The sequence below is a fragment of the Aneurinibacillus danicus genome, from assembly GCF_007991215.1.
Taxonomy (GTDB): Bacteria; Bacillota; Bacilli; order Aneurinibacillales; family Aneurinibacillaceae; genus Aneurinibacillus; species Aneurinibacillus danicus.
The window spans coordinates 23,295-49,941 of the sequence record NZ_BJXX01000069.1 but is presented as its reverse complement, the minus strand read 5'-3'; the positions used below and the strand labels follow the sequence as shown (position 1 = coordinate 49,941).

The 26,647-nt window shown below is 49.5% G+C and carries 27 protein-coding genes; 4 read left to right on the top strand and 23 right to left on the bottom strand.

From position 1 onward, the window contains the following. Positions 1-123: 123 nt before the first annotated feature. The 3 genes from ADA01nite_RS08710 to asnS all read right to left on the bottom strand — a co-directional run bounded on the left by ADA01nite_RS08710 (position 124) and on the right by asnS (position 2,685). Positions 124-537, bottom strand: a complete 414-nt coding sequence (locus tag ADA01nite_RS08710; protein WP_146809564.1) for a hypothetical protein — start codon at positions 535-537, stop codon at positions 124-126. Positions 538-566: 29 nt separating this feature from the next. Next, complete coding sequence (locus tag ADA01nite_RS08705; RefSeq protein ID WP_146809563.1) at positions 567-1,295, bottom strand: DnaD domain-containing protein; 729 nt, start codon at positions 1,293-1,295, stop codon at positions 567-569. Between the two features lie 100 nt (positions 1,296-1,395). Beyond that, the gene (gene asnS, locus ADA01nite_RS08700; RefSeq protein WP_146809562.1) at positions 1,396-2,685 is read right to left on the bottom strand and encodes an asparagine--tRNA ligase; all 1,290 of its coding nucleotides are present in this window, start codon (positions 2,683-2,685) and stop codon (positions 1,396-1,398) included. A gap of 293 nt (positions 2,686-2,978) precedes the next feature. On the opposite strand from asnS, the gene ADA01nite_RS08695 reads away from it, so the two are divergent. Continuing rightward, entirely contained in the window at positions 2,979-3,515 is a 537-nt protein-coding gene (locus tag ADA01nite_RS08695; protein ID WP_146809561.1) for a hypothetical protein, read from the top strand. Between the two features lie 316 nt (positions 3,516-3,831). Further along, positions 3,832-4,980 carry a PP2C family protein-serine/threonine phosphatase gene (locus tag ADA01nite_RS08690; protein WP_146809560.1) on the top strand — a complete coding sequence of 383 codons (1,149 nt, stop codon included), beginning with the start codon at positions 3,832-3,834 and terminating at the stop codon, positions 4,978-4,980. Positions 4,981-5,132: 152 nt separating this feature from the next. On the opposite strand, the gene ADA01nite_RS08685 is transcribed toward ADA01nite_RS08690, so the two are convergent. The 4 genes from ADA01nite_RS08685 to ADA01nite_RS08670 all read right to left on the bottom strand — a co-directional run bounded on the left by ADA01nite_RS08685 (position 5,133) and on the right by ADA01nite_RS08670 (position 9,161). After that, positions 5,133-6,311, bottom strand: coding sequence for a pyridoxal phosphate-dependent aminotransferase (locus ADA01nite_RS08685; RefSeq protein ID WP_146809559.1), 1,179 nt, complete (start codon positions 6,309-6,311; stop codon positions 5,133-5,135). Between the two features lie 150 nt (positions 6,312-6,461). Then, positions 6,462-7,991, bottom strand: a complete 1,530-nt coding sequence (locus tag ADA01nite_RS08680) for an AAA family ATPase (RefSeq protein WP_146809558.1) — start codon at positions 7,989-7,991, stop codon at positions 6,462-6,464. Further along, positions 7,984-8,505, bottom strand: a complete 522-nt coding sequence (locus ADA01nite_RS08675; RefSeq protein WP_146809557.1) for a hypothetical protein — start codon at positions 8,503-8,505, stop codon at positions 7,984-7,986. The genes ADA01nite_RS08680 and ADA01nite_RS08675 overlap by 8 nt, the downstream gene beginning before the upstream one ends. A 176-nt stretch (positions 8,506-8,681) precedes the next feature. Then, positions 8,682-9,161, bottom strand: coding sequence for a cell wall elongation regulator TseB-like domain-containing protein (locus tag ADA01nite_RS08670; protein ID WP_170230203.1), 480 nt, complete (start codon positions 9,159-9,161; stop codon positions 8,682-8,684). Between the two features lie 114 nt (positions 9,162-9,275). Between ADA01nite_RS08670 and ADA01nite_RS08665 the strand changes: the two genes are divergently transcribed. Beyond that, a complete protein-coding gene (locus ADA01nite_RS08665; protein ID WP_146809555.1) occupies positions 9,276-9,464 on the top strand; it encodes a hypothetical protein in 189 nt (62 codons plus the stop codon). Between the two features lie 121 nt (positions 9,465-9,585). On the opposite strand, the gene ADA01nite_RS08660 is transcribed toward ADA01nite_RS08665, so the two are convergent. From ADA01nite_RS08660 to ADA01nite_RS08590, 15 genes are all read right to left on the bottom strand, one after another. Further along, the gene (locus tag ADA01nite_RS08660) at positions 9,586-10,884 is read right to left on the bottom strand and encodes an amidohydrolase family protein (protein WP_146809554.1); all 1,299 of its coding nucleotides are present in this window, start codon (positions 10,882-10,884) and stop codon (positions 9,586-9,588) included. Between the two features lie 50 nt (positions 10,885-10,934). Next, positions 10,935-11,552 (bottom strand): redox-sensing transcriptional repressor Rex, encoded by a 618-nt coding sequence (locus ADA01nite_RS08655; protein WP_146809553.1) that lies wholly within the window; start codon positions 11,550-11,552, stop codon positions 10,935-10,937. 83 nt (positions 11,553-11,635) lie between these two features. Next, positions 11,636-14,488: an ATP-dependent DNA helicase DinG gene (gene dinG / locus ADA01nite_RS08650; protein WP_170230202.1), complete on the bottom strand. Its 2,853-nt coding sequence runs from the start codon at positions 14,486-14,488 to the stop codon at positions 11,636-11,638. A gap of 104 nt (positions 14,489-14,592) precedes the next feature. Beyond that, on the bottom strand, positions 14,593-16,023 hold the full coding sequence (locus tag ADA01nite_RS08645; protein WP_146809551.1) for a tetratricopeptide repeat protein: 1,431 nt from the start codon (positions 16,021-16,023) through the stop codon (positions 14,593-14,595). 120 nt (positions 16,024-16,143) lie between these two features. After that, complete coding sequence (gene panD, locus ADA01nite_RS08640; protein WP_146809550.1) at positions 16,144-16,527, bottom strand: aspartate 1-decarboxylase; 384 nt, start codon at positions 16,525-16,527, stop codon at positions 16,144-16,146. Beyond that, positions 16,512-17,381 carry a pantoate--beta-alanine ligase gene (gene panC / locus ADA01nite_RS08635; RefSeq protein ID WP_146809549.1) on the bottom strand — a complete coding sequence of 290 codons (870 nt, stop codon included), beginning with the start codon at positions 17,379-17,381 and terminating at the stop codon, positions 16,512-16,514. The genes panD and panC overlap by 16 nt, the downstream gene beginning before the upstream one ends. Beyond that, positions 17,378-18,235 (bottom strand): 3-methyl-2-oxobutanoate hydroxymethyltransferase, encoded by an 858-nt coding sequence (panB, locus tag ADA01nite_RS08630; protein ID WP_146809548.1) that lies wholly within the window; start codon positions 18,233-18,235, stop codon positions 17,378-17,380. Before panB ends, panC begins: the two co-directional genes overlap by 4 nt. A 304-nt stretch (positions 18,236-18,539) precedes the next feature. Next, positions 18,540-19,517, bottom strand: a complete 978-nt coding sequence (locus ADA01nite_RS08625) for a biotin--[acetyl-CoA-carboxylase] ligase (RefSeq protein WP_146809547.1) — start codon at positions 19,515-19,517, stop codon at positions 18,540-18,542. Continuing rightward, positions 19,514-20,737, bottom strand: a complete 1,224-nt coding sequence (locus ADA01nite_RS08620; RefSeq protein ID WP_146809546.1) for a CCA tRNA nucleotidyltransferase — start codon at positions 20,735-20,737, stop codon at positions 19,514-19,516. Before ADA01nite_RS08620 ends, ADA01nite_RS08625 begins: the two co-directional genes overlap by 4 nt. Then, on the bottom strand, positions 20,722-21,864 hold the full coding sequence (bshA, locus tag ADA01nite_RS08615) for an N-acetyl-alpha-D-glucosaminyl L-malate synthase BshA (RefSeq protein ID WP_146809545.1): 1,143 nt from the start codon (positions 21,862-21,864) through the stop codon (positions 20,722-20,724). Before bshA ends, ADA01nite_RS08620 begins: the two co-directional genes overlap by 16 nt. 16 nt (positions 21,865-21,880) lie before the next feature. After that, on the bottom strand, positions 21,881-22,597 hold the full coding sequence (gene bshB1 / locus ADA01nite_RS08610; protein WP_146809544.1) for a bacillithiol biosynthesis deacetylase BshB1: 717 nt from the start codon (positions 22,595-22,597) through the stop codon (positions 21,881-21,883). After that, on the bottom strand, positions 22,594-23,013 hold the full coding sequence (locus ADA01nite_RS08605) for a methylglyoxal synthase (RefSeq protein WP_146809543.1): 420 nt from the start codon (positions 23,011-23,013) through the stop codon (positions 22,594-22,596). Before ADA01nite_RS08605 ends, bshB1 begins: the two co-directional genes overlap by 4 nt. Before the next feature lie 14 nt (positions 23,014-23,027). Beyond that, positions 23,028-23,828 carry a 4-hydroxy-tetrahydrodipicolinate reductase gene (gene dapB / locus ADA01nite_RS08600; RefSeq protein WP_146809542.1) on the bottom strand — a complete coding sequence of 267 codons (801 nt, stop codon included), beginning with the start codon at positions 23,826-23,828 and terminating at the stop codon, positions 23,028-23,030. Between the two features lie 2 nt (positions 23,829-23,830). Then, on the bottom strand, positions 23,831-24,373 hold the full coding sequence (locus ADA01nite_RS08595) for a tetratricopeptide repeat protein (RefSeq protein ID WP_146809541.1): 543 nt from the start codon (positions 24,371-24,373) through the stop codon (positions 23,831-23,833). Between the two features lie 50 nt (positions 24,374-24,423). Next, on the bottom strand, positions 24,424-24,768 hold the full coding sequence (locus tag ADA01nite_RS08590) for a nucleotide pyrophosphohydrolase (protein WP_218029543.1): 345 nt from the start codon (positions 24,766-24,768) through the stop codon (positions 24,424-24,426). A 123-nt stretch (positions 24,769-24,891) separates the two neighbouring features. Here ADA01nite_RS08590 and ADA01nite_RS08585 point away from each other — a divergent pair, with 123 nt between their 5' ends. Continuing rightward, the gene (locus ADA01nite_RS08585; protein ID WP_146809540.1) at positions 24,892-25,749 is read left to right on the top strand and encodes a YitT family protein; all 858 of its coding nucleotides are present in this window, start codon (positions 24,892-24,894) and stop codon (positions 25,747-25,749) included. A 51-nt stretch (positions 25,750-25,800) separates the two neighbouring features. On the opposite strand, the gene ADA01nite_RS08580 is transcribed toward ADA01nite_RS08585, so the two are convergent. Next, positions 25,801-26,643 carry a sporulation protein YpjB gene (locus ADA01nite_RS08580; protein ID WP_146809539.1) on the bottom strand — a complete coding sequence of 281 codons (843 nt, stop codon included), beginning with the start codon at positions 26,641-26,643 and terminating at the stop codon, positions 25,801-25,803. Positions 26,644-26,647 lie beyond the last annotated feature (4 nt).

Genomic DNA, 26,647 nt, shown 5'->3' with positions numbered 1-26,647 from the left:
TGTCTATCCTAAACAAACGAGCCGCATCGCCAATTTTTTTCTTTTCTACTCAGTGCAGCTCCTGTGCTGAAAAGAAACCCTTCGGCGTGCGGCTTGTTTGTTGATGGCATATTTATTTTTTCTCTACTTTTCTTCAAGCGGCTTCAGCTCAAAACCTTCCTCAAATAACTGTGAATATCGAATCTCCGGAAACGCCATATCTGTATGCGTATAGTAGCGCGTGTCAATTACGATACGGCCATCTTCCGGAAAGCCCAGATTGTCCAGATAGTGTTTTGCTTCCACAAGGCGCTTCTGAATCTCCGTCCATGACTCGAACTGCCAGCAAATCTCCAGCTTGTCGTTAAACACGCTGAAATGCACACCCGTCTCGGTCAGAAACGGCATCACCTTCGTATGCATCACATCGCCGTTCCAGACAATCATGTCCCCGTTCTTCAGCAAAATCCCCCGCGCATATTTTTCATCCCGATAGATGTTCTTTACATCGCGGCGTGTCGGATTGGTACACAAGAATAAGTCATCCAAATTGCCCATCGCAAGATCCCCCTGCTTTCATTATCTTTTTATGAATCGGTTTCTTCTTCAAGCCAATTGTAAAACGGAAATTCTTGCGGCATCCCACCGAGCGCCTGTCCACTGCGCTCGCCGCGCTGCTGATGCTTGCGAAACTTCAAGCTATACTCGCGTGCCTGCTGTGGCGTCCGAATATTGTTGCGGTGCCACTCGAATAAAATCCGATCAATATAACGAAAAAACAGCTTGCCCGAGATGACAGCTTCCCGAAGCGCCGCCATAATGAGTGCCTCACTATATCCGTCCTGATCCACCCACATGGCCAGATTCTCACACTCAATCGGCGACAGGGGTCGGCCAAATTCTTCTTCGAATACGGCATACAGATTTTTTACATTTTCGCCCGTTCTGACTATGCCCGGTATATCTTCATCTACTGTTTCCCTTTGTAAACAGGCCACAATCTTCTTATATAGGGGCGTAAAACAGTACCACTCTGAGCGTACCCGGGTCGACGGGTCAATCGTCTCCTCGATCGAGATATATCCCTGCTGCACAAGCCGCTGCAGACGCTTGACAATTGTTGATGCGTCTGCACTCATTCTCTCTTCCAGTTCATGAATTGTCGGAAACGGCTTACCTTCCGTTTTAAAAGCGAGAAGATGAACAATGACCATCATCTCCTCATCCGATAATCCGATCTGCCGATAATGCTGTAGAAGCAGGTTAGGCAGCGGTGTTGTTCCGGCCTCTAACATACACAATAAGACATCACTCATCGAAATCCACCTCTCATGTATGAACGATTATAGCAGGATCGATCCGACAAGTTTAGTCTTGCAAAAGTTGCATTTTTCCTTTATGGCTTAGATTCGGCAATTACGGATACAGACGGTTCAGCAAACGTGGGAACGGAATCGTTTCACGCACGTGCTCAGTACCGCAAATCCAGCCTACGGTACGCTCAAGACCAAGTCCGAAGCCAGAATGCGGAACGGAACCGTATTTACGCAGGTCCAGATACCATTGATACGCTTGAGGATTTAAATTATGTTCTTCATACCGCTTCTGCATCAATTCCAGATCGTCAATCCGCTGGCTGCCGCCGATAATTTCCCCGTATCCTTCCGGTGCAATAAGGTCGGCACACAGAACGACATCCGGATTCACGGGGTCCGGTTTCATATAGAATGCTTTGATGCTGGCCGGATAATGAGTGATGAATACCGGCTTGTCAAACTTTTCAGCAATCGCCGTCTCATGCGGTGCGCCGAAATCTTCACCCCATTGAATTTCGTGCCCGTCTTTTTGCAGCATTTCGATTGCTTCGGTATACGTAATACGCGGGAACGGCGCTTTCACATTTTCGAGCTTCGCTGTATCACGGTTGAGCCGTTTTAATTCCAATTGGCAATTTTTCAACACATACTGCACAATATAGCTAACGAAATCTTCTTGGATGCGCAGGTTTTCTTCATGATCCACGAACGCCATCTCCGGCTCGATCATCCAGAACTCAATTAAGTGACGGCGTGTCTTCGATTTCTCGGCGCGGAATGTCGGGCCAAACGAGAAGACCCGTCCAAGTGCCATGGCCGCAGCTTCCATATACAGCTGCCCGCTCTGCGACAGGTACGCTTCCTCATCAAAATATTGTGTATGGAACAGCGTCGTCGTTCCTTCCGCCGAAGTTGGCGTTAAAATCGGAGGGTCCACTTTATAAAATCCACGCTCTTTGAAGAACTCGTATACCGCTTGAATCACAGCGGAACGAATGGAGAGAATCGCCTGCTGGCGCATGGAACGAATCCAAAGGTGGCGGTGATCCATCAAGAACTCTACACCATGCTCTTTTTTCGTAATCGGGTATTCCTCTGCGATATGAATCGGCTCTATGTCGGTTACGGTCAGTTCATAGCCAGATTTCGAACGCTCGTCTTCACGGACAACTCCTCTCACATACAGCGAGCTTTCCTGAGTAAGCGCTTTGGCTGCTTCCCATACTTTCGGAGCGACTTCCTGCTTGACGAGCACTCCTTGAATGAAACCGGTTCCATCACGCAGTTGCAGAAATTGAATCTTCCCGCTGGAACGTTTATTAAAGAGCCAGACGCCAAGGCGCACTTCTTCTCCTACATGCTTTCCGATTTGAGAAATTGTCGTCAGCATATTGTCATCCTTTCTATCTAAAGAAATCGGGATCAGAAACCTACAGAATTATACTATCCATTCCCTGATTTTGCAAATGCTGCTGCTCCCCTTTTTTCGACCCAAAACCACATAATTTTCTCAGCCTCAGGGCGGAGGTATAATAGAAAACAAGTTGGTACAATAACTATATCACAGTATTTCCATGGAGGGTGGGAAACAAAAAAGAAAGCGATTTTTGGAATGAATACATAAAATCGGTGGTAAGTATCCAATATCATTCCATTTTAATTTAGAAAGTAGGAGATGCGGCGATGAAACTTTCCAGAAAACTTGTGGCTCTTGTTCTGGGACTTGGCCTCGTCGGTGCGACTGGTGCGGTTGTTACACAACCTGATGTGCGTGCAGATAATAGTGCCCTGTCCCGACAATTCCAACAGCAGCAGACGCCCCCCGCTCCGGTGAAGGACCAGACAACTGAATCTGTCGCTTCAGATATATATATCAATAAAGCGATGGGCTTCTCGCTTCAACTGCCCGCCTCATGGGAGAACAAATATACTGTGGAACAAGTAGAAAAAAACATAGACGGATTCCCGGCAGTTATCTTTATCAATCCAAAGCACTCATTCGAACTTATGGAAATCGTCACAATTCCTGGGAACATATGGAAAAGCGAAGGGTATGACGAATCTCTCTACTTAAAACTTGCAGAACGAGACGGCACGATATATGCGGCACTCTTCCCTTCAGAAACGCTGTACGAAGGCGACCAGGAAGTGACGGAAATTACCGACATGTTAAACGACATGTTTGAACAGATTAAAACCGGATTCGCAGTAACGAAATAGACGGGTACAAAGGCGGCACATCAACGTGCCGCTTTTTTCTGTGAAAATCGTGAGGAAAGAAGGAGAAGAGTGAGGAAAAAAGAGCTAAGGAAGAAAAAGGCCTTCGCCTTTTTCACCATTAAAATCCTCTCCTCGTTCTCTTCTCTCTTTCCCTTCGTACCGCAAAAGTCAGCCGCCCTTCCCCTCATTTTCATGCCGGGGTTGCGGCTGAGACGCCATGGTGGTTTTCTTATAAAGTATAGCATTTTCCTCATTTTATAGTTAGAATGTACTGTGTGATTACTCCTAAACCATTTTTGTAGAAAGGAACTCTATAATGAAGATTTTGCTTGTTGATGATGAGCCTGGCATTCTTGCTCTATTGGAACGAGTTCTGCGTCACGCCGGCTATCATGACCTTATAACCGCTGAATCCGCTTCAACTGCTCTCACATACATTCATAACACTTCCATCGACTCAATCTTAATAGATATCATGATGCCAAACATAGACGGAATTACAGCATGCCGACGCATCCGGGAGCATCCAGCCTATATTGATACACCCATTATCATGCTTACCGCTTTTGATAACAGGACGCATCTAAGCAGGGCGTTCGAAGCGGGGGCTACCGATTATATTACCAAACCAATCAGTATTGAAGAACTGCTCGCCAGAGTACGCAACGCGCTTCGTTTCAAACTGATGCTCGATGCCAGCAAAGAGCGGGAACAAACCATGCAGGTGCTATTCAAAAAAATTATGCATGAAATTGAATTGGCTAAAAATATTCAGCGTGGTGTACTGAGCGCTCCTCTCTCCAACCCGCATATTGAAACCGATGCGTTTTATGAACCGTCCCAACAGCTTGCAGGTGACTTATATAGCTGGTTTCCGATCGATCAACATCGGTATGGCGTTATTGTACTGGATGTAATGGGACATGGAGTAGCCGCCTCGCTCATCAGTATGTCGGTACGCTCCCTACTGCGCGGCATGATTACGCGCCTCGGCGACCCGATCGCGGTTATGACGGAACTTAATCGTCATATGCATACACTGTTTTCCCGATCGGCACATCCGATTCCACATTATTTCACCGCAATTTATCTCATGATTGATACACAAACACAAGTCATCGAATATGTAAATGCCGGGCATCCAGCCGGCTTCCTTCTTACGTCTACCCAACGTCCACAGCTGCTTACAGAGGGATGCCTTCCCATCGGGCTCGTCACAAATTTACCTATGCGAAAGGGCTGCATCCCGTATGACGGTGAGACATTGTTGGTCCTGTATACGGATGGATTGCTGGCAGCCATGGAGGATAGTGAAAACGATATTTCTTCTCTGCACAGCCTATGCGCTTCTTTCCCGTTATTATCCGGCCGTTCATTCATCGATTATATTTTTTCTAGGTATCCACTGAATTTACGCCATCTGGAAGATGACATCTGTCTGGTGACCATCCGCCTTAAAATATAGAAAAAAGGCTTTTTGCACAAATCAATACGATCATAAAATGAATTTTAATGTACGAACATTCCTTACGTAATGGATCAATGTTCTATCTATACTGTTCTCTAGTACCATAAAAAGGCCTGGAATTCGAGTGCATCGAACGCCAGGCTTTGTTCTTAGTTTTCTTCTACGAATTTTTTGATACGGGCAATGCCTTTTTCTAATTGTTCTAGCGATGTTGCATACGAAATGCGGATATGGTTCGGTGCACCGAATCCGGAACCCGGGATAAGCGCAACGTATTCCTTCTCAAGTAGCGCTTGCGCCCATTCGTCCACATCGGAATAACCGCCTTTTTTCATCGCTTCGCTCACGTTGGCGAACAGATAAAATGCGCCTTTCGGCTCCACGCAATGAATGCCTTCAATATCATTCATCAGTTTAACAACCGCTTTGCGGCGTTTGTCAAACTCGGCTTTCATCATCTCCAGCGACTCCTGCGAACCTTCGAGCGCTGCCAGCGCGCCATACTGAGCAAATGTTGTCGGATTCGATGTGCTGTGGCTGGACAGGTTCGTCATCGCTTTAATCAACGCTTCGTTTCCTGCCGCGTAGCCAATCCGCCAGCCCGTCATGGAATACGGTTTGGACATACCGTTAATAACCACCGTTAATTCATACGCTTCCGGGCTAAGGCTTGCGATGCTTACGTGCTCCTGTCCATCGTAAATCAGCTTCTCATAGATTTCGTCTGATACCATGAGGATTTGCTTCTCGATGCAGACCTGTGCAAGGCCTTCCAGCTCTTCACGTGTATACACGCTTCCGGTCGGGTTGCTTGGTGAGTTGATGATAACGGCACGCGTTTTATCCGTAATCGCGGCACGCAGCTGTTCCGGCGTAATTTTAAATTCGTTTTCTTCCGAACCTTCCACAAATACAGGAACACCGTCCGCGAGCGTAATCATTTCCGGATAGCTTACCCAGTAAGGAATCGGGACAATGATCTCGTCGCCCGGGTCAACGATCGCCTGGAACAGGTTATACAAAGCATGTTTCGCTCCATTGCATACAACGATCTGAGAAGGTTTGTATGTAATATTGTTGTCGCGCTGCAGTTTCTCGCAAATCGCTTTCTTCAATTCAGGAATCCCTGCGGCGGCCGTGTACTTCGTCTGGCCCTCTTTCATTGCTTTTACTGCGGCGTCGATAATATGCTGCGGCGTATTGAAATCAGGCTCACCCGCTCCCAGGCCGACCACGTCGTATCCTTCGCTGCGCAACTCTTTCGCTTTGGCGGTAATGGCGAGCGTTTTGGACGGCGTAATTTGCGCTACGCGCTTCGCTAATTTCATATGAGCTCCTCCTCTACTTCCTACAAAAAAATCCACCTATTTTGTTTTTTCAATACCTTTCCATTTTACAACTCTTATTTCAAAAAGGGAAGTTGAAGTGCATAGAAAAAGGATAACCCGGTGCAATTCGGATTATCCTTTTTCCTTTTGTCATGCCTTCATACGACGAGCTTCGATTTCTTCCACTTTTCTCTGCTTCGGAAGCGCGCGCGCTTCTTCAAGCATGGCGCGGAATTCTTCACCGCTTAGTACTTCCTCGCGCAGCAGATGATCCAGAGCATGACGGAATACCGGGAAGTGTTCGGTCAGCACCTGGCGTGTGCGATCCAGCAATTCATTAAGAATACGCTGTCTTTCTTCATGCAGCGCCTCTTTCCCGACCATGTCTATCTTCACAATGCCAAGTTGGGACAAGCCGCTGTCGATAATCGTGTTCACAAGGCGCAAAGCTTGTTCAAAGTCGTTGCGCGACCCGGTACTGCGACCACCATACAGCATCTCCTCTGCCACAGCACCGCCGAGCGCGATCATAATCTGCTGCTCAAGGTTTTCGAGCGTATACAGATAGCGATCCTGCTGCGGGCTCTGTCGGACATAGCCAAGCGCCTGGCCGCGCGGACGCAGCGATACCTGCGACACAGACATCGGCCGCACCACTTCGGATACAATTGCATGACCAAGCTCATGGTTCGCCACACGTTCCCGTTCCTCGGCAGTCGATTCACGGTCTGTCTGCTCTCCCATCATGACCTTATCGATCGCATGGGAAAAATGCCGCTGCGTAATAACCTTGCTTTTGTCGCGGAATGCATAAATAGCCGCTTCATTGGTTACACTTTCTAACTGAGCACCGGAAAAATTAAACGTATCGCGCGCAATGGCTTCAATGTCCACATCGTCAGCAAGGGGCTTATTTTTTACATGAATCTCAAGAATCTGTTTACGCGCCTTCATATCCGGCAGATCAACCACAATCTGACGGTCAAAACGGCCCGGACGCACGAGCGCATCATCAAGCATGTCCGCACGGTTCGTAGCAGCAATCATCAGCACACGCGGATGTTCGGTCGTCGTAATCCCATCCATCTCTGTTAATAGCTGGTTCAACGTCTGATCATACTCACGATGCTGGTTGCCTTCACGCTTACCGCCGAGCACATCGATTTCATCAATAAAAATAATCGCGCTATCCTGATTATTTTTCTCCGCTTTTTGCTTCGCTTCTTTAAAAAGATCGCGAATGCGCTGCGCACCGACCCCGACATACATCTCTACGAACTGGGAGCCGGATGCCGCCACAAAGGCGGAATTAGTATAATTAGCGGCCGCTTTGGCCATTAATGTTTTCCCTGTGCCCGGTGGTCCGGTCAACAGAATTCCCTTTAACGGGCGAATGCCATATTCTTTTAACGTATCTTTGTGAATCAAAAAATCGAGCGCTTCTTTCAATTCTTTCTTAGCGCGCTCCTGGCCGCCGATCTGATTGAACTTAACCGTTGTCTTGACCGTTTCCGCCGCTGTCTTCTTCTGAGTAATGGATACGCCACCCTGTCTCATTACAAAAAACATAAGAAAACTGATAATGATCGCTGCAATGATTAACGGAGCCACGTTCACACCGATAAATACAAGAAACGCGATGAAAACCGGGATCGCACCGATGACTATTTCTTTACCCATTCCGGCTCACCTCTCGTTCGCGCGGCAGCACCGCATAATACGGATTCTTGCCGTCGTTAAGATAGATATATACATACTGATCGTCCATATGGGAGCCTACGTTGGCCAATTTATGCTTTTTCTTTATCTGCTCTAATACGCCTGGAATCTTTGAATAAGTATGGAGTTCCATTGCCTCTGCAATGGCGAATGCGTTCTCATCCCAAATTTTCTGCAGGTTTTTATTCGGGGAATCGAACTCGATTTTAACTGCTCTTCCGTTCGATTTCTCTGAAGCGATTTTCTTTACTCTTTTATAGTCTTCCGCAAACTTGTCCGGATTGTTAAATGCTACATTTAAAGTAATCACGTCGCGGGCAATCGCGATATCGTTGAGCTTCACGCCTTTCATCGTCGCGATTTCGTTGGTGATTGGTTTTTTCACAAATTGGTTTTGAAACACATACCAGCCCCCGAACAGCAGCAAGCTGCTGAATAAAACGGATAAAAAGATGGGCAATGCGCGTACCTTCATCCCCTACCCACCCCTTTCTACAAAAGTGATATATTGTTTATATATCATGTAGTATATCATAAATATGTTGGTTATGGGGTAAGCGTTTTTTTCCTTCACAAAAATGACAACGTTAGGGCCAAAGACGAAAAATGGAGCGAAGATCCCCTCCGCTCCATCGTACCATACTTCCGATGCTACGTATCCGCCTTTTGCAGCTGGTACGATTTCAGAAACTTACCATTATACATATCAATGTAATAATAATGAAAGTAGTCCCCTTCTGCAAACAACACTTCCCATGCCTTACTGTTATCCTGTTTGGCAGGAATAATGTGAATCAGTTGCATGCCCGGATGGTCTTTGGCCAATGCTTCGAGCACATTCTCCCTGGGGATGAGGCGCGACATTTTTTCCACCTCTCCTTGCTCTCCATGAAACCATGCCACCAGCTTTTCGCCGTCTTCCGTTTTTCCTTCGATAACAATATAGTCCTGTTTTCCATAATACGTGCCTACAGAGGTGACTTCAGTTATCTGTGTGCGCGATAACGCCAGTGCTTTGCCTTGCTCCTCGATTGCCCTCTGCTGTCCGCGCAGATGCAAATACAAAGCGAGCGCTGAACACAGCACGACCAATAACAGCGCGAGCGCTCCGTATACCCACGATTTTCTCATTGGCATTCCTTATCCTTACCTGTGTTTCGTATTTTCTGGACATCAAAAAATGCTAAACATACTGCCCGTATCCACGGAGATACTAAGGTTACGCGCAGGAGGAGGTGAGCGTGCGTGAAGCAGCCGCACCTTGCGCATCTTGTGGAATCGATACCGGAAGAAGTAGTAAGGCTTCTTGCGGATGAACGAAGCCCTTCCTGGATGCTTCTGTCTTCCCCGTTTCGCTACGAGGGAGAAGATACTTTCGCTTCGTTCCGTCAGCCGAACCTTCATTCCTGGATTACTATGGAACAGCCGCAATGACAACAACCATTCACATTTTAATTCCCCTACCTATCCATCTTCCATTCTCCCTGCCGCATGCGGCAGGGAGCCTTTTTCCACACTGAACTCATCCCCCTGTCTCTTCCCTGTTTATCCGCTTTTATTTTTTCTCCAATTTTTCAAACATCCGGTTGGCGTTCTCGATAACAGCGGTCTCATCCATCGTTAAGCACTTGCCGTCCTTAATGAGCTGCGTACCCTGGACATATACATCTTTAACGTCCCTGCCGCTCGCCGCATACACAACATGCGAAATCGGGTCATGCTTCGGCTGGAAGAAAACGCTGTGCGAATCAAGCACGATAAAATCGGCCTGTTTCCCCACTTCAAGCGAGCCGATTTGATCATCCATAAATACAGCTTCCGCACCATAGATAGTAGCCATACGCAGCGCTTCCGTCGCCGGCACGAGCACCGGATTATGACGATGGCCTTTATGCAGAAGCGCCACCATCTTCATTTCCTCAAACAGATCAAGGTTGTTATTGCTCGCCGAACTGTCCGTGCCAAGCGACACGCAAATCCCCCTCTCCATCATCTCCGGTACGCGGGCAATGCCGCTGCCAAGCTTTAAATTGCTGATCGGATTGTGCGATACTTTCACATCGTACTTCGCAAGCGTATCCAGTTCTTCATCCGTCAAATGTACGGCGTGTGCCACCAGCGTCGGCCGATTAAATACACCGAGCTTCTCTAAGTGCTCCACCGGCCGGGTTCCGTAATCGTTGACATTCTGCTGTACTTCCCATTCCGTTTCGGACATGTGGATATGTACCGGCAAGTCCAGCTCATGGGCACGGGCTACAATTCGCTCCACATAATCCGGCGGGCAAGTGTACGCCCCATGAGGTGACATCATCGTCATGATGCGGCCATTTGCCGTCCCGTTCCATTTGGCGGCAAATGCGCTCGCCTCTTCAAGCTTCTTCGTCTGCTCTTCCGCCGAGCACAAACCGATAACGCCGCGGCACAGGCGTGCGCGCATTCCGGAAGCGGTAACCAATTCCGCCACCATATCCATATTGTCATACATATCAACAAACGTCGTTGTACCCGTCTTCAGCATTTCAATAATAGAAAGCGACGTTCCCCAGCGCACATGCTCTTCCGTGAACTGGGCCTCAAGCGGCCACATCTTCGTCTCCAGCCATTCCTGCAGCGGCAGGTCATCCGCATATCCTCTAAGAAGCGACATGGCAGTATGGCCGTGCGTATTTACAAGGCCAGGCATGACAATGCGGCCTTCTGCGTCAATGACTTCATCATATGTATCCACGGCTTCAGGCGTCGGTCCGACATACGTTAATACGCCGTTTTCAAACGCAATTGCTCCGTCGTAAATAACCTCATTCGTTTCGTTTACTGTCAGCACTGTTGCATGAATGACGATTGTTCTCATATGGTATAGGGCGCGCTTGCCGCAGCGCGCCTTGCCTCCTTACCTGTGTTTTATAAATAATAAGCCAAACTGTGCAGCTCCATTGTAACATCCGCATCATGAACACGTACGTCCTCCGGCATACGCAGATTGGTCGGAGCAAAATTCAAAATGCCTGTAATTCCCGCATCCACCAGACAGTCAGCCACCGATTGCGCGGCTTCCGCCGGGACCGCAATAATACCGATGCGGATGCTTTTTTCTTTGACCGTCTCCTTTAGTTCACTCAGCGGCTGAATGGTCAGGTTGGCAATTTTTTTGCCGATTTTGTTCGGATCGGCATCAAAAACCGCAATAATCTTCATATTGTCCTTCAAGTATGCATTGTAGTTGCTAATGGCGTGTCCCAGATTCCCCGCACCGACCAGCAGCACGTTAATCTGCTGGTCAAGCTTAAGAATGCTTTTAATCTTTTCTACAAGATAATTCACTTCATAGCCAATTCCTTTTCGACCGAATTCACCGAAGCAGGCAAGGTCCTTACGAATTTGTGCCGGGTTTAAATCAAGCGCTTCGCCAAGCTGCTGCGATGAAACCGTGCGAACGTTCATTGCCTTTAAGTTGTTTAAATAACGCAAATAAACGGGAAGCCTTTTGACAACGGCCTCAGAAATTTTTGGCACTTTCACTCTCGTTCTCTCCTTCTTACCCTAGTCCCACTTCTTAACATCCTCTGACTGTATGTGTCTTCGTTCTCCCGACAGGTCCACACTTATGCCAGCCAATCCGCAATTTCGGGCAGAAGCTCCGCCGTCGGCTTCACCAGCATATTCGTCTCCGGCAAAGATTTAAGGAACACTCGGCCATATCGCGCATCGATGACACGCCGATCATAAATGAGCACGACCCCCCGGTCTGTACTCGTACGCACCAGTCGGCCGAATCCTTGTTTAAATCGGAGGACGGCCTGGGGCACGGACAATTGCATGAATGCATTCTTATTCTGCTCCTCAAATTGTTGATTGCGCGCCTCGACAAGCGGATGGTTCGGAGGCACGAACGGCAAGCGAACAATCGCGAGGCAAGACAAGTCTTCCCCCGGGATGTCCACCCCTTCCCAGAAACTGCTTGTGCCGAGCAACACACAGGCAGGAAGCGAGCGGAATTGCTTGGTTAGCTTGCTGCGGCTTGCCCCATCCATTCCGTGGCCGAGCACCGTAATCTCGACTTCTTTCAGCTTCTCTTTCAAAGGCTCATATACGCTGCGCAGCATGGCGTAGGAGGTAAACAAAACGAGCATGCGCCCTTTTGTCGTTACCGCAACCTGGGCGAGAGAATCGATCAACGCTTCCACGAAGTGGCCCTCCGAACCTCCTTTGATGTTTGGAATTTCACTCGGAATGCAGATGAGCGTCTGTTTTTTGTAATCGAACGGCGAAGCGAGCACGACTGTTTCGATGCTCTTTTCTTTAAGCAAATCGGCAAGTCCGAAGCGTTCGGTCGCATACGCAAAGGACGAATTCACGCTCAGCGTGGCTGATGTAAGAATGACGCTTTCTTTTTTATCAAAAAAGCGTTCACGTAAAAGCTCTGATACATCGATGGGTACCCGGTGCAAATACATCGTTCTGCGCGTGCTGCGCGTATCCAGCTCGACCCAATAGACGTAGCCGTCATCCTCGGTTAACAGCATATCATGCAGCAGCGAAGCATACTCCAGACAATCATTAACCATACCGTTCAAATCGATCAGCAATCCTTTCATGCCGATCGGCGCATCATCGCCGTGAATGTTTGCATAAATCGATTCCAGCTTTTTGCCGATGGCAAGCAGCAAGTCGACGCTGTTGCGCACAGCAGAAACGACGGCTCGACCCCACCGATTTTCGAGGTTCTCCTGCTTATAACGCATGACGGTACGACCGATCTCTTCGCCTTCCCTGGCGCGCTGGTGCGACCATTGATAGAGCAAGCTGTACATCTCGCGAATCGTTTCCTTGCCTTCGTGAATCTGCTGGTAGGCCGTCTCGATTGAGTGTTTGCTTTCCTCATAACTGGTCACACTCCAACCCCGTACTGCTTCTTCGATTTCCTCAAGCAGTCCGGGACCACGATCCGGATGCAGACGGTGCAGCATCCCTTCAAGCTGATAGGATGAAATGGTATCCCCTAAATGGCGGCTCGCCACATCGTCAAAGTGATGAGCTTCATCAATGACTGCATATTTATAAGTTGGAATGATACGGTGCTCCGCATTCATGTCGGTAAACAGAAGCGAATGATTTGTCACAATCACTTCAGCCTGCTGGGCTTGGCGTCGCGCCTGATGGTAATAGCAGCGCGAAAACCAGGGACACTGCCGGTTCAGGCATGAACCTGCATCGCTTTGCACTTGTTTCCAGTATACCTGCCCGCCGGACGGAAGACTAATTTCTTCTACATCTCCCGTCTCCGTTTCGGTCAACCAGACAAGCATCTGCGACTTGCTTAGCTGCACATCATAATTATCATGCTCTTCCTGCAAACTATGTGAAAACTTTCGCAGACACAGATAATTGTTTCTTCCTTTTAAGATGGAAATGCGGGGGGCATCATCGCCAAAAATCGCCTGCAAAATCGGGAGATCACGTGTATACATCTGTTCTTGCAGCTGAATGGTATGGGTGGAGATGACGACGGTCTCTTCCTCCCGCTTAGCCCAGAATACGGCTGGAATTAAATACGCCAGAGATTTTCCGGTACCGGTCCCTGCTTCAATCATCAAATGACGGCCGGATTCGAACGAATCATACACCTGTTTCATCATTGTGACCTGAGCCGGACGTAATTCAAAGCCGGGCATATGCTCTTTCAGCAAGCCCTGCTCGCCGAACAGACTGTCGATGAATGTTTCAAACTCCATCGCTTCTTCTATTCTTTGTCCGCTTGCCTTCTCAACCGCCTTCCGCTTCTTCAGGCAAATCTGATGCACTACTTCCAAATCCGCGTCCGGTTCGTATGCACCCTGACGAATCTTCCGCTGCTCGATATCGGAAAGCAGCGTCTGTACATCGGAATGGAACGGACGACTCAGCCGCTGAAGGTGCTGGATGGTGACAAGCGGCATATTCTCCAGCTTATCGAGCAGATGCAAAAGAATATATGCAGTCGCTTCCGCGTCGGAATCCGCCTGATGCGGCCGGTCATGCAGAATATCAAGTCCGACAGACAAGTCGGAGAGCCGGTACCCTTCCTGACCCGGCAGCAGAAGCCGCGACAACTCTACCGTATCAATCAACGGACCTGAGAACGGATGATAGCCAGCCTCGTTTAATGCGTTCTGCAAAAACGATAAATCAAAAAAAACGTTATGAGCCACAAATACGGCCCCGTCTAACATCTTTAGCAACGAAGGCAGCGCATCTTCAATCGGAGGGGCGTCTGCCACCATCTCATTGTTGATGCCTGTCAATTTTTCGATAAAAGGGGGAATGTCGACCTGCGGGTTGACCAGCGTAGAGAAACGTTCAACAATCTCCCTTCCGCGAACAAGCACCGCTCCGATTTGTATAATCCTGTCTCCCTCTTTTGGTCGATTGCCTGTCGTCTCAAAATCGACCACAACAAAAGTGTCCAACTGTTTCACCTCAAACTCTTTCGCTTCATCGCGCATCTTACAGACAGGGATCCACTTATTATTTTCTATTACTTAGGAGGGAAGTGCAATACAAAAAAAGAAAAACCGGCGTTTCATAATGCCGGCATGAACTCCTTCCAACGCTTATACGCTTCTTCGGGTGCACCGTCTATGTAGTGCACAAGCCCGGCGTACAAGCCGCTCTCCCGAATGACGCCGGCCGCATGGCTTGCCGAAAAATGCGTAAGCGCTTCTTCTCTTTTGCCCTGGTCGAGCAGCACTCTGCCCTGTAAGTAGTGACCCAACGCCTGTATATGACCATCCTTCGCAGCCAGCAACTCGTTCACCAATCCTTGCGCCTCTGCGATTCGGTGCTGTTTGAGGTAAGCGTACGCCAGCCCTGCCCGTGAAAGCGCGTGATCATGCCGCTGTGCAGTATGCTCAAATACGCGTGCGGCCCGCTCCGTCTCCCCCTGGGAAAGCAACACCCAGGCATAGGAACAGGCATAATCCGGCTGCTCCGGCGCAAGCGTTAACGCATACTTCAGATAAGGAATAACCCTGTCCCCCTGCTCGGCCTGCCATAGCGACCAGCCCAATCCATGCCAGACGGATGCATCATTTCTGTAATCTGGCAGAAGCGTCTGATAGCAACGGGCCGCGTCCGCAAATCGACCCAGCCGCTCATACGTACATGCAATCGCCTTACGCTGCTTCGCTCTGTATGCGAATGATTCGGCTCGTTTCAACAGGGCGTACGCTTCATTCTCCCTTCCGTTTGCCGCATGACAAGTGCTTGCCAGCAGCAATACCTCCACATCGTCTGATTCGTTATTCAGGAGTGAAAGGGCTGCCTGCGCTGCTTCTTCATATCGTCTGAGATGATACAATGTCAGCGCCCGATTGTAGCCCGCATCCGTTAAGTCTGGAAACGTTCTAAGCGCTCGTTCAAACCAGCTTACCCCTTGTTCAGGGTGACCCTCCAGTACTGCAATCGATCCCAACGCGTTGTATGAGGCGGCACAGATGAAGGCATTGTCGCACGTTTCCGTAAGCAGGCGAAACTGCCGGTATGCCACATCAAGACGCCGCGACATAAAGAAACCGAAGGCAAGATACAGCCGTGCTACCGTTACATCGGGCGCCTCTTCAAGAACACGGCTGAATGATTCCACCGCCTCCCGGTACATCGATAATGTAAAATACCCCTGTCCTTGACGAAACTTAGCGGCCAGCGCATAGGGAAGAAGGATCTCTTCCACATCCTGGTCTTCAGGCTTTTTCTCTCCCTTTGATTCAGCTTTATGTGGCGAGACGGAAGGGAGCGTCGCATGCCCGCTCTCTTCCTGCTCAAACATGCGCTGAGCCTCAACCAGTTTTTCTTCAAATTCAAGCCAATCTTCCACTATCTGGTCACTAATCTGTCGAAGTTGCAGCACGGTATTATACAGTTTCACTTTTTCTGCTTCCGGCGCTGACGCCATACATGCTTTCACTTTCTCAATCTGGTCCGTAAGTGCGGCAAAATAATGAGACAGCAGCATAGACTCCCCCGCCTTTCATGTCACTCTGTATTACTTTCAGTGTGACACATCAGCGTGGAATTTATGAATAAAAAGAGCGGAAAACAACGGTTCCGCCCTTTATGCCTTTCATATATTCAACTAAAATATGGTCGCGTGGATTTCTTCGCCGAGCATTTCTACAATCTTGTTGTTTTCATCCATGATGGCGACTTTTGGTTTGTGAATCTTGGCTTCCGCATCCGACATCATCGCATACGAGATAATAATGACAATATCGCCCGGCTGTACAAGGCGAGCCGCCGCGCCGTTCAGACAAATCACGCCGCTGCCGCGCTCCCCTTCGATGACGTACGTTTCCAGGCGTGCACCGTTGTTATTGTTGACAATTTGTACCTTTTCATTCGGCAGAATGTCCACCGCATCCATAATATCCCGGTCAATCGTTACACTGCCTACATAATTCAAGTTGGCTTCCGTAACGGTCGCCCGATGAATCTTTGCTTTCATCATCGTACGGAACATGCTGTTTCCTCCTGGCTTGCCACAAGCATAATATTATCGATCAAACGCGTGCGGCCGAAACGGACCGCCAGTGCAACAATACAATGGCCGCGCAGCTCTTCCATCGGCATAAGCTCCGGATAGCTGCGAATCTCAATGTAATCAATCTCCGCAAGCGGGCTTTCTTGGATAATAGACTTGATTGCGGAGCGCAGGGCCGCCGCATCCCGCTCACCCATCGCAACCATCTCCTCCGCCCGCTTCAGCGAGCGTGACAAAACAAGCGCTTGCTCTCTTTCTTCTGCGGACAGATACACATTGCGCGAGCTAAGAGCCAATCCGTCCGGTTCACGCACAATCGGACACGGCACAATCTCGATTGGCATATTCAAATCACGCACCATCTGTGTAATGACCGCCACCTGCTGTGCATCTTTCATGCCGAAAAACGCATAATCCGGCTGTACGATATTGAACAGCTTGGTAACAACGGTCGCCACGCCATCGAAGTGACCCGGCCGTGATGCGCCGCACATCGAATCAGTAATGTCTTTCACTGTCACAATTGTCTTGCTGCCTTCCGGATACATTTCCTCTACCGAAGGGAAGAATAGGATATCCACGCCGCGGGATGCGGCGAGGTAGCGATCCCGCTCTATATCCCGCGGATATTTCGCCAGGTCTTCATTCGGTCCAAATTGAAGCGGATTAACAAAAATGCTCATAACGACTACATCAGCTTTTTCCTTGGCTTGATCCACAAGACTCAAATGACCTTCATGCAAATATCCCATAGTCGGTACAAATCCAACCGTTTTTGGACGCGCCTCTTTTAGGAGGGAGCGCAATTCCTTGATGGAAGAAACCGTTCTCATATTTTGACCCCTTCTCCGTATAATCTCTCCAGCGTTTCTTCCTTCATGGTGAAGGTGTGCTCGGCTGCAGGAAACGCGCCGCTGCGCACCTCGGCCGCATACTGAGCAATTGCCTGTTTTATAAGCGAGCCTGCATCCGCGTATTGTTTAACAAACTTCGGCACACGGCCGCCCCCGTAAGATAATATATCGTGATACACAAGTACCTGGCCGTCACAGCCGGCTCCGGCGCCGATGCCAATCGTCGGAATGGATAATTTGTGCGAGATGAGCTCTGCCAGTTGTTTCGGTACGCACTCCATTACAAGGGCGAACGCTCCCGCCTCTTCGAGTGCCAGCGCGTCGTCAAGCAGCTTTTGCGCTGCCTCCGGCGTTTTGCCCTGCACTTTATAACCGCCGAGTTGGTGCACGGACTGCGGTGTAAGTCCGATATGTCCGACTACCGGGATGCCGGCCTGCGTACATCGGCGAATGAGCGGTGCAAGCTCCGCACCCCCTTCGATTTTAACCGCTTTGGCCAAGCCTTCCTGCATAATGCGCCCCGCGCTGCGCAGCGCATCTTCAATCGTGCCGTGGTAAGTGAGAAACGGCATGTCGGTAACTACAAATGCGCGTTTCGCTCCACGCGTAACCGCTTTCGTATGATGGATCATGTCATCGAGCGTTACCGGCAGCGTTGATTCGTAACCAAGCACGACCATGCCGAGCGAATCCCCGACAAGAATCATATCGACCCCCGCTTCATCGGCGATTTTTGCGGACGGGTAATCGTATGCTGTTAGCATAACGATTCGCTCTCTGTTCCGTTTCATTTCCCTTAAGGATACAACCGTAACTGTTGAACTGCCTGCCATTTTCATTCCTCCTTACGCTTTGAGCGATCCGATAAGAGAATGGCGGTGTGAAGGCATATAAAAACGCCTTCAACAGAGAAGAAGGCGTACTGAAACCATGATTTATCTGCAAATATGGTAACATTGAATTCCCTCTGTCTCGGTCCTCATCGGCTCAGAGCAGATTACTGTATTGTGTACCTTTTCATATAATCAAGTGTCGTGGTGCCGCTCCGTGCGGATACAGCCCTGACACCCTCATTATAAGCACAACCCCATCGGACTGGCAATCCTTTTTGCACATTCTGTCGAAATTCACCGTGGATTACGCGTGAATTTCGACGTCCGCCGAATACACCTTCGTGATCGATCCGTCCTCCCGACGCACAAGCAGCACGCCACTGTCATCAATGCCCTCCGCATATCCTGTAAAAGAGCCTTGCAATGTACGAATGGTCACTTTTTTTCCGATGGTAATCGCGCAGCGCTCCCAGCGTTCCTTTACCGGAGCAAATCCGTCTTCAAGATATACATCGTACAACTTCTCAAGCCGGTAAAGGATTTGCTGAATAATCGGCACCCGACGCAACGGCTCCCCTTTAGCAATATACAGCGATGTTGCAACCTCCCGTACATCCTCCGGAAACTGTTCTGCAGTCGTATTGACATTGAGGCCCATTCCGATAATAAGATAATGAATGCGATCCGACTCCGCATTCAGCTCGGTCAAAATACCGCACACTTTTTTGCCGTCAATTAAAATGTCATTGGGCCATTTAATCTGCGCGTCGATGGCGCAGAAATCGCGCAGCGTTTCCACGATAGCGACCGCCGCCAGGAGAGTGATCTGCGGACACTTCTGCAGTTCGAGCGTCGGTCGAAGCAGCAGGCTCATGGAGATGTTCGTACCTGGCGGCGAGTGCCACACACGTCCGAGCCGCCCCTTGCCTCCTACCTGTTGATCCGCGACAACGAGTGTTCCTTCCGGAGCGCCCGCCTTGGCCAGTTCCTGACATTTATTCTGTGTAGAATCAATGGTTGGATAATAATGAACCTCACTACCAAACACACGCGTATTCAATCCGGCTTTGATTTCTTCTGCAATCATCACATCCGGTGTGGACATAAGTCTGTATCCTGATCGGCGTACCGCCTCAAATACATATCCTTCTTCCCTCAGCTCTTCGATATGCTTCCACACTGCCGTGCGGGAGACACCGAGCCTGCGGCTTATCTCCTCTCCGGACAAAAACTCTCCCTTCGCCTGTTTAAACATTTGCAACAAATTTTCACGTATTTTCATCTAAGTATCATCCTCGCTCGGAGTAATAGCGCCTGCCGCTCATTCGCTATCTGGCCGCTGCCCGCTTCCAGCGCAAGTTGAAACAGCAAATCGCGAATCCACGGTCCGCCCTTTTGTCCCATCTCCCGCTGCAAATCAGCTCCGCTGACTGCCAGATCCTGCATGCTTTTTATCCGCATCGACTCATGCAACCGAAGAAGTTCCTGTACCGCATTCGTGTCTCCTGACATAATGTCATACAGCGCTGCGGCATTATGTACCGCATTGAATCCGAACTCCAATATCCAACGCATACGCTTGTCCGTATCATGAAGGGCATTCAATCTCTGGGTTAGCTCTACCATTTGCTCGCATGCTTTGATTAGCTTTTTTTCGCAGCGCAGCGCACGCAGAATCGTTTCCACTTCGGCTTCTCTGCCGCAAATGAGAAATAAATAGGCCCAACGGGAGACAAGGTCATTAGCGGCACGTAAACATTTCCTTTCTTCGATAGCCAGTTCCCGCTTCCCCTCCAGCAGCCGGTTAATTCCCGGCATACCGTAAACAAGCCCGGTTTTCAGCACATCCGCTACCGTACAATCCGGGTACAGGCCGGCCAGTGCCTTGTTCCATTCGATGCTAATTCGCTCGACTGCCACATAGCGGATATCTTCGGCGCATACTTTTATCGCTTTATATGTATCCGGATCGATCGAAAAGCCGAGCTGGCTTGCAAAACGAAGGCAACGCAGCATGCGCAAGGCATCTTCCGCAAATCGCTCCTCCGCCCTGCCGACTGCGCGAATAAGCTTCGCATCCAAATCGTCGCGTCCTCCGAACGGATCTATCACTTCGCCGCGCAGATCAAGCGCCATCGCGTTAACCGTAAAATCGCGCCGCGCCAAATCTTCCGTAATATCATCGACAAACCGGACTTTATCCGGACGACGGTGATCCTCATACCCGCTCTCTGTCCGAAATGTCGTGACTTCCAGCGGAATTCTGTCTTGCAGCACCGTCACCGTTCCATGCGCAAGCCCGGTCGGCACCGTTTTCGTAAACAGCCGCATCACTTCTTCAGGCCGGGCGGAAGTAGCGATATCGAGATCATGTACCGGCCGCCCCAGCAGGGTATCCCGCACATATCCGCCTACAAAATATGCCGCGTATCCCGCCTCTTCGAGCGTGCGTAAGACCTGTCTGCCGGCTTTCAACACATCCTGTTTCATGATTTGGGACACGACTCCGTCTCTTGGACCAGTACGCGCTGGTAAATCGCTTCGTACTGACGGGTGATATCTTTATAACAAAACGTATGATATGCTCTCTCCATCGCCTGACGTGAAAAGCGTTCGTACATCGCTGCGTCCGATACAAGCTCAATCGCCTTCTCGGCCATTCCGTTCACATCACCGATCGGCAGAACAAATCCGGTCACTCCGTCCTTCACCACTTCAGGCAATCCGCCTGCATCGCTTGAAATAACCGGCTTGCCGCAGGCCATAGCCTCAAGCGCCACCAGACCGAAGCTTTCCTGCGCAGACGGCAGCAGCAGCACGTCTGCGATGGAGAGGACACAGGCGATATCTTCCTGTTTTCCGAGGAAGATTACATCTTCTCTAAGACCGAGATCTGCCGCCAGATCGCGCACCAACGGAAGTTCCGGGCCCTCTCCGATCATCAGCAGCTTGGCCGGCATGCGCTGTTTAATCTGATGGAAAATACGCACCACATCATCCGTTCGTTTTACGCTGCGGAAGTTGGAAATATGAATAAACACTTTCTCGTTGTTCGGTGCATATTCTTCGCGCACATCACACATATCACGCGGATAATATTCCCGCTTGTCAATGAAATTGTAAACCAGGTCAATCGGCTTTTCGATCTGAAGCACTTCCCGCGTCTGATTAATCAGACTTTGTGACACGGCGGTTACAGCGTCGCTATGCTCAATGCCAAAACGGATAATATCTTTTAGCGTATGGTCATAGCCGAGCACTGTAATATCCGTTCCATGCAGCGTGGTGACTACTTTCAGGCGATCTCCCACCATTTGCTTGGCAAGGTAGGCGGAAATCGCATGCGGAACGGCGTAGTGAACATGCAGCAAATCCAGGTTCTCCATCTGGGCGACCTGGGCCATCCGGCTCGCCAGCGTCAAGTCGTACGGCGGATACTGAAACACCGAATAGCTATTAACGTCCACTTCATGAAAATAAATATTGCGGTAATACTTGCCGAGACGGAACGGCATGCCGGATGTAATAAAATGCACCGTATGCCCCCGCTCGGCCAGCAGTTTGCCCAATTCAGTTGCCACAACACCCGAGCCCCCCACAGAAGGGTAACATGTAATTCCGATTTTCATCGCTCGCTCCCTCTCATCATAGGAAGTCCCTTAATAATAGCGGCGTATGGCTGACAAACCCTTCGGCATAAGCTACGCCGGCAGATTGGCCAAATACATATTCTCTTGCACGCACCCGCTCCAGATATCCTTCGGTCAGCGGTGTTACCACCGAGCCGGCTTCTTTTTCAAACTGCGAGCGGTAAGCGCCGAGCGCTGCCATTTTCACTTCCATCTCTTCACTAATATCAATCAAAAATTGCGGTTCAGTCTGCCCGTTAATGAAATAAGCAAGCACATGCTCACACTTATGTGCAGGCAAACTCTCCTGCCCGTCCGTCTCATATTTACGAATACGCGCGTTAAATACAGCTTCCCGGACCAGCACGCTGCACATACCGTGATCCGGATGCCGATCTTCCCAGAACGGCATCAACACGATACGGGGGCGGTACAGTCGAATGACATGGGTGATAGCCCGAATTTGGTCCGGCACAGGAGCAAGGCCTCGGTCCGGCAGCCCGAGATTTACCCGCACAGAGAGATCAAGCAGACGGGATGCCTCTGCCGCCTCCTGCTGGCGCCGCTCCACCGATCCGTTAGAAGAAAGCTCGGCATATGTCAAATCGCAAATCCCGGTGCGCTTTCCCTGGCTTGCCCACTTGCGCAGCAGTCCTCCGGCACCGATTTCCACATCGTCCGGATGTGCGCCAAACGCCAGCGCATGTAACGGTTCCGGCTGCCTCTCCGTCATGTACAATCCTCTCCTTTGTATTTATGAACGATCTCCCGCCATGAAAAATTTCCCTGCTCGAGCGCATGAATCAGCATTTCCGCCGTCGCAATGTTAGTGGCAAGCGGAATACTGTGGACATCGCATAGCCGAAGCAGTGCGGTTACGTCCGGCTCATGTGGCTGTGCGGTCAGCGGGTCGCGCAGGAAGATAACAAGATCCATCTCATCCTGCGCAATCAGTGCCCCGATTTGCTGATCGCCGCCCATCGGTCCGGACAGCACCCGATGAATGGAAAGCCCGGTCGCTTCCATAATTCTCGTTCCTGTTGTACCGGTTGCATACACCTTATGCTTGGCCAGTGTATCACGGTAGGCAATTGTAAAGTTGACCATCTCATTTTTCTTATTGTCATGGGAGATCAATGCAATATTCATCCAGCTTCCCCCTTTTACACCATAATATTTTCCAGACCGTAAATTAGACCTTTATGCTCCATGACCTTCTTAATTGCCAAATTTACGCCTGGCATAAACGACTCGCGGTTAATGGAATCATGACGGATGGTCAAAGTTTGCCCCACCGCGCCAAAGATTACTTCCTGATGCGCTACAAGACCAGGCAACCTAACGCTGTGAATGCGAAATCCACCATAATAACCTCCGCGTGCACCTTCTATCGTTTCTTTTTCTTCCGGGTGCCCCTGCTTCATTTCGCTGCGTGCCGCCTGAATCATTTCCGCTGTCTTGACTGCCGTGCCGGACGGCGCGTCCAACTTCTGATCGTGGTGCTGTTCGATGATTTCGACATGCGGCATATACTTAGCCGCCTCCTGGGCGAATTTCATCATTAATACGGCACCGATCGCAAAATTAGGGGCGATAATGCCGCCGATGCCTTGCTCGCGACACAAAGCATCCAGCTCTTCAATATCTTCCGGTGTAAATCCGGTTGTGCCGACCACCGGGCGTACCCCTTCCTCAATGGCTATCTGCATGTTTTGCTTCACCACATGCGGCGTTGTGAAATCAACCAGCACATCAGGCCGGTACGTCTCCAGGGCTTGTCTTATGTCCGATACAAAAGGAGCCGACAAGTTGCCCAACCCAAGGAACGCGCCTACATCCTCCCCGTTGTATTTTGGATCAATGCCGCAGACGAATTGCAACATTTCGTCCTTGCTTATCATTTTTACCGCTTCCGAGCCCATTCGACCGCGTGGGCCGGCTACTGCCACACGAATTTTTTCCATTGTTATGTCTCCCCCTTCTTCTTTTTTTTCTCCAGCAACACCTGTTCCCGACACCTCGCCAGCAGAACTCTGGCCTCCAGAAAATTCGGGGCAAGGCGTACGGCTTGACGGGCCGCTTTGCGGGCTTGAATGTACTGACCGCGCAAAAAGTAAACTTGGGCGGCCACATAATGCGCCTGCATATACAGCGGATCAAGCTCTACGGCCCTTTCAATAAGCACAAGCGCTTGTTCTATGCTCCCTTTCTCCAAACATTGCACCGCTTCCTCTGTATATCTCCGGCAGTTCAGACGCTGATGCTGCATAATAAATTTTTCATTCTTAGGCTCCAACACCAGCGCTTTCTCAATTGTCTGTATGGCCAGATCGAGCTGTTGGTTCCGAGCGTAGGTAATGGAGAGCTTAAAATAATATGACGCATTGGTCGGATCGCATTGGATGGCCTTTTCGAATGCGCATACTGCACGTGCAAAGTCGTTAGCGAACAATGCGCGGTACGCTTCCTTTATATGTTGCTTTCCCGCCTGTTTTTTTTCTGTATCCATTGGCTTACACCTCGTTTTGGCCTATGGTATACAGTATATGTACTATTCATTTACTCGGTGTCAATCTTTGTCCACCGGTCTTTGTCGCGCGTATTAAACTTATGCATCATGGCATGAAACGCTTCCTCTAAGTCAATATTAAGAGAATTAGCGAAGCAAATAAGGATAAAAAGGCAATCTGCCAGCTCCATATCAATCGTATTCTCAGCTTCGTCTCTCCGTTTCGGCTTCTCGCCGTAATAATGGTTGACTTCACGTGCCAGTTCACCCGCCTCTTCTGTCAACCGGGCCATAAGCGCAAGCGGCGAAAAATACCCTTCTTTGAATTGACTGATGTATTCATCGACAATGCGCTGCATGTCGGCAATCGTCATCGGTTGCTTCTCGTCCGGCATATCGTTCCCTCCTTTGCAGCAGTATATTTGCTATGTATTTCTTATGTTACCGCAGAGGTGGAAGATTGACAAATTTATAGGTATAATATCCATGGATCTAGCACTTATAATAGGAGGACATTCATGAATTATCATGTGCGCAACATTTTTGCGATTCTTCTTGGTTCCGCAATTATGGGGTTCGGCATTAATTATTTCAATATCGCCAATCGTCTGGCCGAAGGCGGGATTACCGGGATTACACTGCTTTTGAAATATACGCTCGATTGGGACCCTGGCATAACGAACCTGGCACTTAACATTCCGCTATTGTTTATCGGATGGAAGCTGCTTGGACGACAGTCGGCCATTTATACGATTATTGGTACGGTCGCCGTATCATTTTTTTTAACGATATTTTCTTCATTCCGTCATCCGATGGAGAATGATACGCTGCTGGCAGCACTCTACGCCGGTGTCACGGTAGGTCTTGGACTTGGTCTGGTATTCCGCTTCGGCGGAACAACCGGGGGAGTCGATATTTTAGCTCGATTGGTGAATAAGTATGCAGGCTGGAGTATCGGCCGTACGATGTTTATTTTCGATATCTTCGTTATCGGGTTATCATTATACTATTTGAATCTGGATCTGGCTATGTACACACTGGTTGCACTGTTTGTAGCGGCACGCGTCATCGACTTCGTTCAGGAGGGCGCGTATGCAGCTAAAGCAATTATGATTATTTCCGACCATGCGGTGGATATCTCGCAGCGTATTATGCAGGAGATGGGACGCGGCGCGACCCTGTTAAAAGGGCGAGGCGGTTATACGGGACTCGATAAAGAAGTGCTATATTGCGTGGTCAGCCGCAATGAAATCGTCCGTTTCAAAAACCTCGTTCATAGTGCCGATCCGCACGCCTTCATTATTATTAACGACGTGCATGAGGTCTTCGGAGAGGGCTTTACACTCGATGAGCAAAAACAGCCGCTGCAGAAGTAGGCGAAGATAGGGAAGAGACCGGGTGAAAAATGTTTTACCCGGTCTCTTCTTTTATGGCTCTCTTCGTTTTCGCTTCTTTGCACTCTGCTCCGCTTTATACTTTTTCCACCCCACATACCCAAGTGAGGTCAAGACGACGGAAGCGAAGAGCGCAATAATGAGGAGCGGAGACTCAGGTGGCATGCCTGGCGCGAAGGTAGATTGATCTTCTCCGATGAAAATGGCATCCACTAAGCGGTTCAATTCAGTAAGCGCATTGGTAATGGCGTCCCAATTATACTCGACTTTTCGCGTCTCCTGCAGCAAGAAACTATAAAGCGAAGACAGCATCTCCAATTGCTGTGAGGAAGCGGCGACTGTAATTGCCGGTTTTAGCGTCTGGTACAGCTGCAGATTCTGCACAAACGCGCGTGAGAATTCGGCCTGTTTACGTCCGGCCGAAAGCAACATCATCTTGTTGATATGTTCCTGATACGAATTATAGTAATTCTTCCAGAGCGGCTGCTTCTCGTGTGTAAGACTATCAATGGCCAGGCGTACCTGCAATGCATGCCAGAGCAGGCGATTAGGCTCAGCCTCAACCGCCGCAAACGCCCGTTTCGCTTTGACAATGGTATCCGACAGCGCATTCATCGCTTCAATCGACAGCCCCTTGGGCGGCTTCGTTCCGGCGAACAATATACCCAGCTCTGCCAGCTTCTTTTTTGCCTCTCCATACTTGGCTTCCTTGGTCAATTGGTATACATCCTGCGACAGAACATCCATCTTCTGATATACTGACATGGTCTGCTCCGGTACTCTTGCGGAGAAGACGCGCTTATCCAGTACGGACCATCCTGTATAAAGAACTGCGCAGAGGAAAACAACACTTAATAGAACAATGAATTTTTTCACGACT